At 43.0% G+C, this 15,077-nt stretch carries 15 protein-coding genes; 7 read left to right on the forward strand and 8 right to left on the reverse strand.

The window, feature by feature from the left end; all coding sequences use genetic code 11:
- Positions 1 to 83 precede the first annotated feature (83 nt).
- The gene (locus BLP33_RS15850; RefSeq protein WP_090530509.1) at positions 84 to 656 is read right to left on the reverse strand and encodes a hypothetical protein; all 573 of its coding nucleotides are present in this window, start codon (positions 654 to 656) and stop codon (positions 84 to 86) included.
- Positions 657 to 958: 302 nt separating this feature from the next.
- Between BLP33_RS15850 and BLP33_RS15855 the strand changes: the two genes are divergently transcribed.
- Positions 959 to 1,843, forward strand: coding sequence for an IS110 family transposase (locus BLP33_RS15855; RefSeq protein ID WP_090530512.1), 885 nt, complete (start codon positions 959 to 961; stop codon positions 1,841 to 1,843).
- Positions 1,844 to 1,917: 74 nt separating this feature from the next.
- On the opposite strand, the gene BLP33_RS15860 is transcribed toward BLP33_RS15855, so the two are convergent.
- Positions 1,918 to 2,544: a thiamine phosphate synthase gene (locus tag BLP33_RS15860; protein ID WP_090530515.1), complete on the reverse strand. Its 627-nt coding sequence runs from the start codon at positions 2,542 to 2,544 to the stop codon at positions 1,918 to 1,920.
- Between the two features lie 109 nt (positions 2,545 to 2,653).
- Positions 2,654 to 4,336 (reverse strand): alkaline phosphatase PafA, encoded by a 1,683-nt coding sequence (gene pafA, locus BLP33_RS15865; RefSeq protein ID WP_090530518.1) that lies wholly within the window; start codon positions 4,334 to 4,336, stop codon positions 2,654 to 2,656.
- A 224-nt stretch (positions 4,337 to 4,560) separates the two neighbouring features.
- Between pafA and BLP33_RS15870 the strand changes: the two genes are divergently transcribed.
- From BLP33_RS15870 to BLP33_RS15880, 3 genes are all read left to right on the forward strand, one after another.
- A complete protein-coding gene (locus BLP33_RS15870; RefSeq protein ID WP_090530521.1) occupies positions 4,561 to 6,096 on the forward strand; it encodes a carboxylesterase/lipase family protein in 1,536 nt (511 codons plus the stop codon).
- A 349-nt stretch (positions 6,097 to 6,445) separates the two neighbouring features.
- On the forward strand, positions 6,446 to 6,919 hold the full coding sequence (greA, locus tag BLP33_RS15875) for a transcription elongation factor GreA (protein ID WP_090530524.1): 474 nt from the start codon (positions 6,446 to 6,448) through the stop codon (positions 6,917 to 6,919).
- 138 nt (positions 6,920 to 7,057) lie between these two features.
- On the forward strand, positions 7,058 to 7,450 hold the full coding sequence (locus BLP33_RS15880) for an HIT family protein (protein WP_090530527.1): 393 nt from the start codon (positions 7,058 to 7,060) through the stop codon (positions 7,448 to 7,450).
- A gap of 110 nt (positions 7,451 to 7,560) precedes the next feature.
- Here the strand turns inward: BLP33_RS15880 and BLP33_RS15885 are convergent, their stop codons facing one another.
- The 5 genes from BLP33_RS15885 to BLP33_RS15905 form a co-directional block, all read right to left on the reverse strand.
- Positions 7,561 to 8,868 carry a carbohydrate porin gene (locus BLP33_RS15885; RefSeq protein WP_090530530.1) on the reverse strand — a complete coding sequence of 436 codons (1,308 nt, stop codon included), beginning with the start codon at positions 8,866 to 8,868 and terminating at the stop codon, positions 7,561 to 7,563.
- Positions 8,869 to 8,904: 36 nt separating this feature from the next.
- Positions 8,905 to 9,555: an HD domain-containing protein gene (locus tag BLP33_RS15890; protein ID WP_090530533.1), complete on the reverse strand. Its 651-nt coding sequence runs from the start codon at positions 9,553 to 9,555 to the stop codon at positions 8,905 to 8,907.
- A 53-nt stretch (positions 9,556 to 9,608) separates the two neighbouring features.
- Positions 9,609 to 9,848, reverse strand: coding sequence for a helix-turn-helix domain-containing protein (locus tag BLP33_RS15895; protein ID WP_090530535.1), 240 nt, complete (start codon positions 9,846 to 9,848; stop codon positions 9,609 to 9,611).
- 250 nt (positions 9,849 to 10,098) lie between these two features.
- Entirely contained in the window at positions 10,099 to 10,596 is a 498-nt protein-coding gene (locus BLP33_RS15900) for a hypothetical protein (RefSeq protein WP_090530539.1), read from the reverse strand.
- The gene (locus BLP33_RS15905) at positions 10,597 to 11,772 is read right to left on the reverse strand and encodes a THUMP domain-containing class I SAM-dependent RNA methyltransferase (RefSeq protein ID WP_090530542.1); all 1,176 of its coding nucleotides are present in this window, start codon (positions 11,770 to 11,772) and stop codon (positions 10,597 to 10,599) included. It abuts the gene before it with no gap.
- An 87-nt stretch (positions 11,773 to 11,859) separates the two neighbouring features.
- Between BLP33_RS15905 and BLP33_RS15910 the strand changes: the two genes are divergently transcribed.
- The 3 genes from BLP33_RS15910 to BLP33_RS15920 all read left to right on the forward strand — a co-directional run bounded on the left by BLP33_RS15910 (position 11,860) and on the right by BLP33_RS15920 (position 15,065).
- Entirely contained in the window at positions 11,860 to 12,228 is a 369-nt protein-coding gene (locus tag BLP33_RS15910) for a DUF3127 domain-containing protein (RefSeq protein WP_090530546.1), read from the forward strand.
- A gap of 222 nt (positions 12,229 to 12,450) precedes the next feature.
- The gene (locus tag BLP33_RS15915) at positions 12,451 to 14,262 is read left to right on the forward strand and encodes a sensor histidine kinase (protein WP_090530549.1); all 1,812 of its coding nucleotides are present in this window, start codon (positions 12,451 to 12,453) and stop codon (positions 14,260 to 14,262) included.
- 110 nt (positions 14,263 to 14,372) lie between these two features.
- Positions 14,373 to 15,065 carry a response regulator transcription factor gene (locus tag BLP33_RS15920; protein ID WP_090531325.1) on the forward strand — a complete coding sequence of 231 codons (693 nt, stop codon included), beginning with the start codon at positions 14,373 to 14,375 and terminating at the stop codon, positions 15,063 to 15,065.
- Positions 15,066 to 15,077: the final 12 nt, after the last annotated feature.

Genomic DNA, 15,077 nt, shown 5'->3' on the forward strand with positions numbered 1-15,077 from the left:
TTTAAACGGTTTAACGCGTTTTTAATTATTTTTCACTCAAAAAGCGAACCAATACCAGCTATACGTACCGGTTATTGTTTTCGCTACGCTATATCCTCGGCAATAAACAAAAAAGGTTGCTCAAACTGCAGGGTAAAAAAACCATCGTGGGTGGTTTTATACCTATTAGTGCTTGTGGCTTCAAGCCCGCTTATTTGTAAGCCCGACGGATGCGAAAGTACTTCAATGAACTCACCTGCAGGTTTCCACTTACTGAAGCCCGAATTAACCGGGTAGATCTTTTGCCGTTCCCTAAAAATCACCAGGTTTATTTTATCAGCATAAAACAAAAAATCTTTCAGGTCCAGCACATCGGTAATTACATTAACCGCCGGGTAATTATGCGTTATCAGGTATTTTAAAGCTGCACCTGCCGCATTGTCACCTCCCGAAGGCATCACCTTCACGTCCGACTGTAAATCACCCGAATCACCATCACTTATTATCCAGTCGATTTTAATCCCTGATGCATCCAACTTTTCGGCGGTACCGGTAGAGCAGATCACGGTCGGGCTCCACTCCAGCAACTGCCCCAGCATTTCCTCATCAAAAGTATCCATGCTTAAAACTAATAAAGCTGGTTCCTGTTTTTCGCGAACTATATGATGTGATGACATTGCTAATGTAGATGGAACAGATGAATATTAAATGAAAATATAAAGATGGGGTTTTTATTGATTGCTGAAACCAAATCAAAGTTTTATGACGGTAGAATAATATTTTTAGAACTGATGTCATCCCGATAAAGCGGGAAGAACAGATAGCGTGCCGGGGCGAAAGAGAAATCTTCTGCGTCATGCACAACTGCACGCCAAGTCGTATAAGATCGTATGCATGAAACAGTTAAAGAAGAGTTCTTGAAAAAAAGGTTGTAGATTAAAGTAAACAACTAAGAACAAACACTTTAAATCAAGAACTCATGCAACAAGTTACACAATTAGATTTTAGCGGGCAAAAGATTTTTGCGGGGATAGATGTCCATAAGAAATCCTGGAAGGTAAGCATCCGTAGTGAACAAATGGAACTCAGGACGTTTTCGCAGAACCCATCGGCGGGAGAATTAAGTACTTATCTTAAGCGTAATTACCCATCAGCGGACTACCACGTAGTTTATGAAGCCGGATTTTGCGGTTTCAGTCATCAGCGGGAATTTAGTAATGCAGGGATTAACTGCATCGTTGTAAACCCGGCCGATGTACCCACGACAGGTAAGGAAAAACAGCGTAAATCAGACACCGTTGATTGCCGGAAATTAAGTCAGTCACTAAGTAAAGGAGACCTTACCGGTATTTTTATTCCCTGTATTGAACAACAGGATGACCGGGATATTATTCGCACATACAATCAAACGGTAAAAGATCAGACGAGATATAAAAACAGGATCCAGGGTTGGCTTCACTTCCAGGGGATAACGTTCGGTGAATCAGAGGGCCGTTATTGGTCAAATAATTTTACCAACTGGCTTAAAAATCTGTCATTGAGTCCTTCGGCAAGGACAGCCCTTGACCTTAAACTTCAGGGTTACCTACAGGCCAGGAGCATGGTATTGGCCGCCACCAGGCAGGTGCGTATTTTGTCCAGGCAGGCGCGTTATAAGGAAAGAATAGCCCTGATCAGGACAATTCCCGGCGTGGGCGAGATTAGATCATATTGCTGGCAGGTTGCTCCCCAGCAGAGCCTGTTTCCTCTTCTGATCTGCAAAGGAAAATTAAGAAAACATGCTCACGGTTTGCTTAGTCATTTATATATTATAACTTTATATAATCTATTACCACGCTTTTTAGGACTTTTTGCCTTTCTGTAGCAGATTTTCATCATAGGAGATTTCTCCTCACTCCTCATTTAAAAATGACAAGGTTTATTTAGAACCAGTGATTATCAATATACCCTTTTATAAAACTCCTTAACCCTTTCAGCCGGGTCAGCTACAAGATTTATGGCCGATGATATCGCAATACCGTCGATGCCTGTTTGAAGCAAGGGCTCAACATCATCCGGCTGGATGCCACCTGCTGCTATCACCGGGATACTGATGCCCAGTTTCTCCAGTTGGCGATATCCGTTAAAACCAAGCGGGTGATGCCCAACAGGCTCCTCTGTATTAGTGGCTGCAAATGGCCCGTAAACATAATAATCAACCACTCCGGTACTTTGTATTTTCAATAATTCATCAGCACCTGCTGCTGATACCCCAAGAGTTTTATCCGGGCCGATAATCTTGCGGATACTAGCCAGATCGGCATCACTATCATCTATATGCACACCCTGCGCATCAACCCGGTCAAGCAAGTCGTAATGATTAGCGATGATAAGGGTCGCGCCCCATTCGTCGCAAATTTCGGCTATTTCGTTTATCTCATCAATCAGTTCATCTTCGGGTTTGGTAAGGCAACGGTATTGTATCCAGTTTGCACCCGCGCCGCAAGCTATCTGCACTTGTTGTACGTGGCTAAAATCAGGCAGGTCATGTGTAAGATAATGAAATTTAGAAATGTATTTTTTCATTTTATAAGTCCGAATTCGGTCAAGCCCTAAAATCGGAAAGTTTTTAATTATTAACCGAAAAGTCCGAAAGTTTTGTGTTGTAAACTTTCGGACTTTCCTGACTTCAGACTTAGTTTTTCAGTGCTTCGCCGATAGCTTTACCTACACAGCCATCAGGAGCCTGGATATGCAGTAGCGATGCTACAGTAGCCGAAATATCTGTCATATGTGTTTGACGGGTCAAACTGCCGTGCTTAATGCCCCAGCCCATAAATACCAATGGGATATGCGAATCGTAAGGGTTCCAGGTACCGTGTGTAGTACCGGTTGGGCCGCGATCATTAGTGCCATGACCGGTATACCATGCCGGTTTCAGTATGATCTGGATAACACCGCTATGCTCGGCATTATAACCGTTAATGATCATACTGCGCAGCTCATCGGGGATATTGGCTTCCTGTATTTTTTGCAGGTCAATTGCATAGGCAATGCCTGGTTGTTTCTTCAGGTATTCGATACAGTCTAACTTTATAGCCTCTTCGTTAATGCCTGCTTTTGCAAGGGCCGCGTTGTTAAAATTAACCTGATAATTATCCATACTGATGATCAGGTTATCCACTTTGTATTTATCGCTGATCATCGTGTTCATTTCTTTTGCAGCTTTTCCCTCATCCCAAACACCTGCCGGGATGTTATGATCTTTCAAGAAGTTAGGGTTGTGGGCAGCGCCATGGTCAGCACTCAGGAAAACCGAATAATTGCCTTTACCTACAGTTGCATCTAAATAATTAAAAAACGCGGCCAGGTCCTGATCAAGCCTTAAATAAGTGTCTTCAACCTCAACCGAGTTAGGGCCAAACTGATGACCAACATAATCTGTTGATGAAAGGCTCACGGCTAAAAAGTCGGTTACGGTATTTTCGCCCAATTTTTCGCCCTCAATAGCAGCTTTAGCCAGGTCGAGCGTCATGGTGTTGCCGAACGGAGTAGAACGGATCATGCCAATATGGCCCTTATAAAGTTCGGATGTTTTGACCGGTAAGGTTGGTGTAGCGGCACCGGCAAATTTACCTTCATAACGATCGCTGTTATCGGGTGCGCTTTGTACATACGTATTAATAGGATATAACGGGTTCCAGTCCTGCTTCAGGTATTTTTCAGCAATTTTTTGATTGTTGAAGGTTTTAACCCAGGCGGGCAGGTCATTCATGTAATAAGTACTGGTGATCCAGTTACCGCTGGCATCATCAAACCAGTAAGCAGCGTTAGCCGAGTGACCCGCTGGCAGGATCCCGCCGCGGTCTTTTAATGCTATGCCGATAACTTTTGAGCGAAAATTGGTTGCCAGCCTCAATTCATCGGTAATTGTGCTAACCAGCAAGTTGCGGGGCGACATTTGCCCTGCTTTTGAAGTGCTGCCAACAGCTACAACCGTGCTGTCGTCGGTACAATACATGGATTTGCCTGTGGCCTGGATAATAAAATCATTACCCACTATACCATGTATGGCGGGGATAGATCCGGTATAGATACAAGTATGGCCGGCAGCGGTTACCGTTGGGATATAGTCGATATTGGTGTTTTCGCAGGTGAAGCCTTCATTAAGCATGCGCTTAAAGCCACCGGTTTGATAACGGTCATAGTAGCGGTACAGGTAATCCCAGCGCATTTGGTCAACTACTAAACCCACAACCAGTTTTGGGCGAGGAATTGATGCAGACGCAGCGGGTGCTGTCGTAGTTTTCTTTTTTTGTGCCGATACCGAAACGGTAGCGAAGGAGAGGGAAATAAGCAGCAGATGTTTAAACTTCATCGCGAAAAAAGATTTTTGATTTCGCCAAATATCAACAAAGCATTTAAAATGCAATGTGATGCTTTTGTTAATTATAGGGGATTGTTACAGAAGCCCCCTCTAAATCTCCCCCGGAAGGGGAGACTTTAAAGCCCTCCCTTCCGGGGAGGGTTTGGGTGGGGCTGTGTTTACAAAATGCCCAAAACTTTGTAAGTTTAGCAAACCAATCATTAAACCTATAATCAATGAAACGCATCCTTTTATTGCCGCTTTTGCTGCTGTGCTGTTCTGTCATCGCTCAAAATAAAAATCTTGATGTTGTTGCTACTGATGCAGGTAAAGTATCAGGCTTAACCAACCAGGCGGGCGATGTGCGTATTTATAAAGGTATTCCCTTTGCAGCGCCACCGGTTGGTGATTTACGCTGGAAGGAACCGCAACCGGTAAAGCCCTGGGAGGATGTTAAAAAATGCACCGATTTTGCGGCCAGCCCAATGCAGAGTAAACCAAACCCCTTTGGTGTTTACACGCGCGAGTTCCTCATCCCCTATGAGCCCATCAGCGAAGATTGCCTGTACCTTAATGTATGGACTGCCGCAAAAACACCGTCAGAAAAACGCCCTGTGCTGGTTTATATTTATGGCGGTGGATTTGTAAGTGGCGGAGCAGGCGTACCAATTTATGATGGCGAGGCGATGGCTAAAAAGGGGATCATATTTGTGGTTATTAATTACCGCGTCGGGATTTTTGGTTTCTTCGCCCATCCTGAATTAACCAGGGAGTCCCCGCATAATGCATCAGGGAATTATGGTTTGATGGATCAGCTGGCTGCATTAATATGGGTGAAAAAGAATATCGCGGCTTTTGGTGGAGACCCGCATAAGGTTACCATAGCGGGGCAATCGGCAGGTTCCATGAGTGTAAATTGTTTGGTGGCATCGCCCTTAAGTAAAGGGCTTTTCAGTGGTGCAATTGCCGAAAGCGGGGCCAGTTTTATCAGTCAGCAAGGATCAGGCGGGTTGCGGGAAGCAGAGGCAGCTGGTGTAAAAACAGCGACTGCCTTGGGTGCAAGCACCATTGCCGAACTAAGGAGCAAACCCGCTGCCGAACTGGTTGGCAAAGGCCAAAGCCGCCCGGTTATCGACGGCTATGTTTTACCCGCAACCATCGCTGATATTTTTAATGAGCATAAACAAAACGATGTGCCTGTACTTACCGGCTGGAACGAAGACGACGCTTTTGTAGGTCCGCCAAAAACTGCTGAAGAGTATAAAAAGATGATAAAAAGCCAATATGGTGCCGATGCTGATGCATTTTTAAAACTATATCCGGCGGGTTCAGACCAGGAAGCCGCGACCTCCCAAACACGGATAAACCGCGATCAGATCTTCGGGATGCAGAATTATACCTGGGCCAATGTGCAAAATGAAAAAGGGAAATCTAAAATTTATGTTTACCGTTTTACCCGCCGCCTGCCAGCCACTGCCGATTTTGTTAAATACGGCGCTTTCCATACCGGCGAGGTTGCTTATGCCTATGACAACCTCAAATTCCTGAACCGGCCATGGGAACCTGTCGATCAGCAACTGGCCAATACCATGAGCACTTACTGGGCTAATTTTGTTAAAACCGGTAACCCGAACGGGAAAGGCGTACCTGCATGGCCGGCTTATACAACAAGTGATCATAAAATAATGATATTGGGTGAGAAGCCGGGCGCAAAACCTTTGCCGGATAAAGCCGCTTTGGATTTTATGGTGAAGAAGGCCAACGGAAAGTAATGCATAGGTAAAACCCCGGGATAATAAACGCTGCCAGATACATTTAGGTAGGGAAGTCTTAAACACCCCGCTTAAGAAACTGATGAGACAGCCAGGCTTGAAATGTTAGCGGATACCATAAAACAAAAAGGTATAAACCCGGAATAATGTAAAAAAATTCCCCTCTTAAAAATTTGGATAATAAAACTTAAATCACTTATCTTCGTTAATTACCAAAACGCAAGACTATGTAAGCAGAGGGCTTACATAGTCTTGTTTGCTTTTATAAGCATTGCGTCCTTTCTTAAAACAGGGAAGGGCGGTTTTTTTTGGTTGATTAACAGTAATAATATTAATTAATTTTTGCGTTATGGCAGAGGTATCATACTATACCAAAGATGGTTTAGAGAAATTAAAAGAAGAACTACAGAGATTAAAAACAACCGGCCGTGCCGATATATCAAAAGCTATTGCTGAGGCACGTGACAAAGGCGATCTGTCGGAAAATGCCGAATACGATGCAGCTAAAGAAGCGCAGGGCTTACATGAGGCCAAAATAGCCCAGATGCAGGAAACACTGGCCAATGCGCGCCTGCTTGATGAATCAAAACTTGACGTTTCGAAGGTGCTTGCATTGTCGATAGTAAAGATCAAGAACCTGAAAAACGGAGCTACCATGAGTTATCAGCTGGTATCAGAGAGTGAAGCCGATCTTAAAACCGGTAAAATCTCGGTAGCGTCGCCGATAGCTAAAGGCCTGCTTGGCAAAAAGGTTGGTGAAAAAACCGAGATCACCGTACCTGCAGGTAAAATTGAATTCGAGATCCTGGAAATAAGCAGGTAATTTATTGGGTGAGCAGTGAATAGTTGATTAAGAGAATGGTTTTTCCGGATATCGTAATCAATTATTAACTACTCACCCTTTTAATTAATACCATAACAAACTACTCACCCAATCAACATAATCAACCGTTCACCAACCATGACCATCTTTTCAAAAATAGTTGCAGGCGAGATCCCCGCTTATAAAGTGGCCGAGAACGATGAATTTCTGGCTTTTTTAGATATTTTTCCGCTTACGGAAGGTCACCTGCTGGTGATCCCAAAGAAGGAGGTTGATTATCTTTTTGATTTGGACGATGATACTTATATAGGCTTACAGGTATTTGCCAAAAAAGTAGCCCTCGGTTTAAAAAAGGCTGTTCCCTGCCCACGGGTTGGAGTAGCAGTTATGGGCCTTGATGTGCCCCATGCGCATATCCATCTTATACCCATGAATGATATGAGCAGCATTAACTTTTCGCTCCCCAAACAAAAATTCACCCCCGAACAATTTAACACTACCGCCGAGAAGATCAGACAGGCAATCGGTTAACAATTGGGAACATTAATCAAGCTATTAGCTATAAGTCTTGCTCATGCTGCTTTTAGCTTATATAAACAAAAAGGCCCCATCATAATATATGTGACGAGGCCTTTTTATGTTTAAAACTCTACATGTGCCCTTAACGAAAAGACATTTACCGGTCCCCTGTCCTTATTGTAGGCAGGGTTTAGCAAAAACTGGTAACCGGGTGTAAGCCAGAACTTTTTTTGATATGCGTTTATTTTATAATCAAGTTCGGCAATAAATTCGGTGCCGTAATTAAGCTTGCCATCGCCTATGATGAAACCGTAGCCGCCGGCTGCAAGATAATCACGATGGGCGTTTGAGATGCCGTTGGCTACAAAAGCCAGGCCCAGTTCGTCATCGCCGCGGTTCCATGAACTTCCTTTAAGTACGCCGCCAAAACTCAATGAACGGTCAATCTCGGTAAAATACCATGTTTGGGTTTTACCATCATTATAACTCACTTTGGCAAATACCCCAAAATCTTTGGTCAGATACTGGTCGGCGCTGATGCCGAAGCCATATTTGTGCCTGCCATAAGCTTGTGTGGTATCAACATTGGGGGCAACAGGGCTTTGCGCGATTGCCAGGCGATAATCTCCCATTTTGCCATTATTACGGAAACCTAAGATCCTGAAGGTACCTTTTTGGCCGTTAAGTGTATAGCGTTTTTCGTATTCTAAGGTCTGGGTGTTTGCTTTACCAATTTTTTGATCCCAAATGGCGCCGTTGGCGGTAGTGGTTGACATGGTAAAGGCGAAACGCAAAGTCCAGTTAGGTTGCCCTAATTCGGTATGGATCCCCATAACATACCCGCGGGTATTGGCGGGATAATCCCATGCGCCGTTATCCATTAAGCTCCAGTTCATGAACTGCGTACGCGGATCATGACTAAATTCATTGCCGTCATAAAAATCGGCCATACCAAATTTACCTACGGTAACCGAAAAGTAACGCTTGCTTTTTAAACCGGCTAACTGGTTGGCATCATCGCTAATGGTGTCTTTATCCTTGCCCCATTCAAAGTTTTGGGTAAAATATAACCGGGCGATGTAGATCTTCGGCTCTGCGCCGCCTACACGAAAAGTTTCGCCATTAGGGAAACCTGCCGCACCCAGCGTTTTGCTCAGGCCCGATCCACCCGAAAGCTCGGGGTTAAAATAGGCTTCGGCGCCTTTCCAGAGCCTTGCACCGCCAAAAAGCGTAGTGGTAATTGAGCTTTGTGTTTCTTCTTTGGTAAGTAAACTGTTATCGCCATTATAATCGGCATGAAACGATGGTTTGTATTGAGTAATTACCGTTTGCTGGAAATGGAAGTTGAACCGCTGACGTTTAACTGTATCCTGCGCCAAAGCGGCGGCGGTAATTAATACGGGTATTATAGTAAGTATAAGTTTTTTCATGGGCTGTCAATTTTGGCGCAAAAGTAAGCTTTCGCGTTAACTTGAACCACATTCATCAAAAAACTGTTTTAAATAATCTTCCATAAAAGCGTGCCTTTGCGCGGCGAGCGCTTTGCCGGCAGGCGTATTCATTTTATCCTTAAGTAATAATAGCTTTTCGTAAAAGTGATTAATAGTTGGTGCGGTAGTGTTTTTATATTCTTCCCTGGTCATGTTAAGGTTTGGCGAGATCTCGGGATTATACAATTCCCGGCCTTTAAAACCTCCATAGGTAAAGGCACGCGCAATGCCGATGGCTCCAATGGCATCCAGCCTGTCGGCATCCTGTACTACAGCCAGTTCGGGCGAATGAAAGGACTGTTTATCAAAGCTGGCTTTGAACGACATATGCCTGATGATCTGCTGCACATGCTCAATAACCCCGGTATCAACATTCATGCTTTGCAGGTAATTGCCAGCAGTACGCGGGCCAATCTCTTCATCGCCGTTATGAAACTTACTATCGGCAATATCATGCAGCAGGGCAGCAAGTTCAACTACCAGCTGATCGGTTTTTTCTGTTTGGTTGATGAGTTTCGCGTTTGTCCAAACGCGGTGAATATGCCACCAGTCGTGACCACCTTCGGCGTCCCTGAGCGTATTGCGCACAAAATTTGCAGTGGCTTCAATGAGTTTATTATGTTCCATCTTTTGCAAAGATACTAAGCAAAAGACAGAACAATGGGGTTGTGTATAAAACGTTAAGCAGCGGCTATTTTTTCTGTATCGATGAGTTCGACAACTTCAATCTCCAAAATAGCGGCGATCTGAAAAAGCCTTTCCACGGTTATTTTTGTATAGCCCAACTCTATTTTGCTATACGCGTTTTGCGATATACCCAGCTTGGCTGCAAGGTATTCCTGGGTGTAATTTAGTCCTTCCCTGGTATGCCTTATGTTAGCAGCTATGGCCTTGATCTTTAAATTTAGCATATCTTTCATCCATTTACATATTAATTCGTTTATAAATAACGAAAATAATGGGGTTATGGATTTCAAAATTTTTAATTTTTTTAATGGCTAACCAATTGAAAAGCTGATATTTTATACTTTTTTAATTAAAAATTAATAGCCCTTTATAAGAGCCGGTATAAATACATAGGTTTTAACAACCATATTAATTAATAATAAAAACAAAAAAAGCGACAGGCCGCAAAGTCTGTCGCTTTCAACTTCCTTTTTATTAAAAAAACTACTCGCTTAAATTGTAACTAACAATTACCGTGGGCAATAAAGTAGCCGTTTCAAGCGGTACCTGGTTATAAGATATGATTGGCTTGCGTTTGCTGTAATAATCAAATGCCGCTTTTACAGTAGCATTGCTTGTATTTGCCGGCGCATTAAAGTTAATGGAAAACGGCAAAATAAAATCATGCAGTTTTTCATGATCGGGGATGACCCATTTATGATTTGATTTTTTTAGCGCTTCAATGATGGGTACTACCAGTATGGCATCATCCGCATAGTAAACAATTATTTTTTTGATCAAACCTTTTTCATCAGCGGTAAATTTAAACACCGCTGTTCCGCTTGCTTTCTTTTTAATAATTTCGGGTGATACAACAAGACTGTCTTTAAAAAAGCGGTTCATAATAGGACTACCGCCCTGAAACGGAAATGCTAATTGTGCTTGTGCCTTAACCAGTACTGATGATAAAATAAATGTTATAAATAACAGGATCTTTTTCATTTAATTTTCTTCTTTCGGTTCGCGTTTGCTGCCCTGGTATAATTCATACTCAAACAAGCGGCAATCAAGCTTACCATTATAAAATTCAATTTTTCGGGCTGCCTTCAGGCCTATCTTTTTGGCCAGGTCGGGATTGCCCGTAAAAACGTAACCATTATACCCAAGGCATTTCTTTTTCATAAAATCGCCCATACGTTTATAGGTGATCTCCAGCTTAGTGTGTACGCCCAAACGCTCACCGTATTCGGGATTAAACATTACAACACCAGTTTCTGCCGGAACCTCGGTATCTTCAAAATCACAAACGGCAAAATCGATCAAATGTTCTACGCCGGCTGTCCTGGCATTTTTGCGGGCGATGTCAACCGCGTCTTCAGAAATATCCGTAGCGATGATTTTAAAGCCGGTTTCTTTTTTGGATTTATCTTTCAATGCTCGCCGCTCTGCAAAAAATACCGTTTCGTCATATCCTAAAATATGCATAAAAGCATAATTCATCCTAAACAAACCCGGCGACTTATCTGTAGCCAGCAATGCTGCTTCAATAGCCAGGGTACCCGAGCCGCACATAGGGTTAATGAATGTGCTTTTCATATCCCATTTGGTAGCCATAATGGTTGATGCTGCCAAAGCTTCGAGCATTGGTGCTTTACCCGGTATTTTACGGTAACTGTGCTTGGCCAGTGTTTCGCCCGATGTATCCAGGAAAATTTCGGCGCGGTCATCCTGCCAGTAAAGATGTACCAGCGTTTTATTAACCTCCGGGCCAGAGTCGGGCCTGATACCTTTAATGGATTTGATCCTGTCGGCAATAGCATCCTTTACCTTTACGTTGGCAAACAGCGGTGTAAGGATGTGTTCGTTATTTACGTTTGATGATACCGAAAAGTAACCGGTAAAATCAATCAGCTTTTCCCACTCAATGGTTACCAGCTCTTCGTAAAGTTCTTTCGGATCGCGGGCGGTAAAAGTTTTTAACGAATACAGTACCTGGCTTGCGCAGCGCAGGTTCAAATTAAGCGGAATGGTATCTGTAACGGTACCTTTTAGTTCAACCCCGGTAGGGAAAACGCGGACCGGCTCATAGCCTAAAGCTTCAACCTCCCTTTGCAGGTAAGGCGAAAGCCTTTTGTTACATGTAATTATGATTTTACTTTCGGTGTGGAAAACTTGCATATTAATTCGGCAAAATTAAGAATTAAAAAGCCCCTATTTTAATTTCTTACTATTAACTTTACATTTTAAATTATTTGAAGACTAATTATGGAAGTTAAAGGTAAGGTACATGAAGTGTCGGCCACTCAGCAAGTAACCGATTCACTTAAAAAACGCGAACTTATACTTGAATATATTGAGAACCCTCAATACCCTGAATATTTAAAGTTTGAAGCTATACAGGATCGTTGCAATTTACTGGATAACGTGAAGATTGGGGATGATGTAGAGGTTTCTTTTAATCTTAAAGGTCGCCCGTGGACAGATAAAATGGGCAAAAAAACCTATTTTAACTCATTGCAGTTATGGAGAATTACTCCGCTTGCTGCTGCTAACAATGCAACAGCTGCTCCGCAATACGCAGCACCGTCAGCTGATATCAGCTCATCGGCCGATGATGACGATCTGCCATTCTAATAAAATAGAGAAAAGCTTGAGTAAAATATTTCAAAAGGCCCTTTAACAGGGCCTTTTGTTGTTTATAGGCTTCCCGTTATAACCCATAGCCTTAAACAGACATCTCACTAATTGATACAATAAAATATTAAGCAGCAGAGTTTTAAATTGAATGCACATTTGTTAAATTTTGTTAAATGCAATTTTTGTGTGCGGATTTAGGATAATTTTGTTTGTTAATAAATGAAGAAAAGGAGCATAGGTTTAATTATTGGCTTAATGAGCTTTGCGTTGCTGGGCGTTATGGCTATGCAATTTTATTTTCTGAGGCAATCTTACCAGATGCAGTCCGATTCGTTCGACCGCCAGGTGAGGGAGGCTATGAACAATGTGGTAGATAAGGTTACCCGTCAGGATGCGAATAACTTTTTGAAAACCAAAACCCAGCAAGCTACCATTAGCACCGATAATGAAGAACAGGACATCAGCACAATAAAAGTAGCGGGAATACCAAAAACAAAAAAACACTCATCTGCCCGCGAAAAACGGATTGCTTTACTGCGCGATAGTTTGCAGCGCATGATCCAGCGTAAAAAAATGGATGATGAGCTTAACGGCTTACTACAAACAGAAGGTACGGTTGATTTTAAAGTACGTGTTGAAGAATATACAGACGAGTTTGGTGTAGTACATGAGCAACTTACACCCGAGATAGTGCATACCCGTATTACCCGCAGGGTAGGTCATCCTAAAAAACTTCATAAGTATGATACCCTGAGGTATGTCTACGTCGACCCTCAGTTTGGTAAACAAATGATCTCGGTACCGCGTATCAATCCGTTGTGGGTACAGGAACAAACCCGTAAGCAAAAGGAACGGCAGGTTCAACAAATAAAAAAAATGCTGGAGACCGATTCGCTTGAAAAGGCTAACAGTTTGAGCAATAAGCCCACCGTTATTGAGAACCTGGCCGAAGAATACCGTAAATCGGGCGAACCGTTGAATAAACGGATCAACCCTTTCTGGATAGATTCGTTACTGCGTTTTGAGCTTCATAATAAAGGCATTTTTCTGCCTTTCAGCTACGAAGTTACAACCGCCAACAGCGACTCGCTCATATTTTCAAATGCCAGCGACAGCCAGGGCGAAAAGCTGCCTGTGTTTGTAGCGGCAAATACTTATCAAACCCCCATTTTTACCAAAGAGGTGATCAACGACCCCGGAAAGATCAGGCTTTCGTTTCCGCAAAAAAACTCATTGATATTAAGTAATATGACCGCTACTATGGCTACAACCGGCGGCCTTACCATGGTGCTGATCCTTTGCTTCGGTTATACCATATTTTCGATATTGAGGCAGAAAAAGATCTCGGAAATGAAGATCGATTTCATCAACAACATGACCCACGAGTTTAAAACCCCGGTGTCAACCATCATGATTGCCAGTGAAGCTTTAAGGGATAATGAAATTGCCGAAGATAAAAGCCGGGTAGCCCGTTTAGCGAACATCATTTTTGAAGAAAATGCCCGTTTAGGCAGCCATATCGAGCGCGTATTAAACATTGCCCGTATTGAACGCAATGACTTTAAACTGGAGAAAAAGCCGGTTGATGTGAACGAGATGGTGAGCATAGTGCTTGATAGCATGGCGCTCAAATTGCAAAAATGCAATGCTAAAACCACACTGCACCTTGATGCCGAAAAAGCCTATATCATTGCCGATGAGCTGCATTTTTCGAACGTATTATACAACCTGGTTGATAACGCCATTAAATACAGCAATGAAGCGCCTGATATAACTATAAGTACTTTTGTTAAAAACGGACAAATTGTTATTAAAGTAGCTGATAAAGGTATAGGCATGAGCCGCGACCAGCAATCAAAAATATTTGAACAGTTTTATCGCATCCCTACCGGCAACGTGCACAACGTTAAAGGTTTTGGCCTGGGCTTAAGCTATGTTAATACCATAGTAAAACGCCTGAACGGCACCATAAGCGTGAAATCAGAAAAAGAGAAGGGCTCGGAGTTTGAGCTGAAGTTTGCGGTGGCGTAGATCTACGAGTCGGGATGTCCGAAAGTCCGTAAGATAAGCTCAGCCTATCTTCCGACATGATTAAAGAACTTCCGGACTTTCCGACCTCGGACTTCCGGACTAAAAAACATATGAAGAAAATACTACTGGTTGAGGATGATGCCAATTTGGGCCTGTTACTGCAAGACTACCTGCAATTGAAAGGTAAGTTTGACGTGGTTTTATGTAAGGATGGCGAAGAAGGCCTACGCGCCTTTACCAAACAAACATATGACTTGCTGATACTGGATGTGATGATGCCTAAAAAGGACGGTTTTACACTTGGTAAGGATATCCGTAAGATCAATGCCCAGGTGCCTATTATTTTTGCGACGGCCAAAGGCATGATTGAAGATAAAACCCAGGCCTTCAATTTGGGGGGGGATGATTATATCACCAAGCCTTTCCGCATTGAGGAATTACTGCTTCGTATAAATGCGCTGTTAAAACGTACGGATAATATCGGCAAAAAGGAAGAGGAAAAACAAACCTCCTTTAAAATTGGGAAATATACGTTTGATTATACAACCCAGATGATCATGACAGCAGACAACCAGCAAAAGCTATCTACCAAGGAGGCTGAACTACTGCGCCTGTTGTGTGTGCATAAAAACGAAGTGCTTACCCGCGAAGAAGCCCTGCTGAACATCTGGCATGATGACAATTACTTTAACGGTCGGAGTATGGATGTATTTTTGAGCAAGATCCGTAAGTATCTGAAAGATGACCCTAATGTGGAGATCATCAACGTACACGGGCGGGGGTATAAGCTGCTGATCAACTGATCTCAGGGTTAA

Source organism: Mucilaginibacter sp. NFR10 (assembly GCF_900100445.1).
GTDB classification, from domain to species: Bacteria; Bacteroidota; Bacteroidia; order Sphingobacteriales; family Sphingobacteriaceae; genus Mucilaginibacter; species Mucilaginibacter rubeus.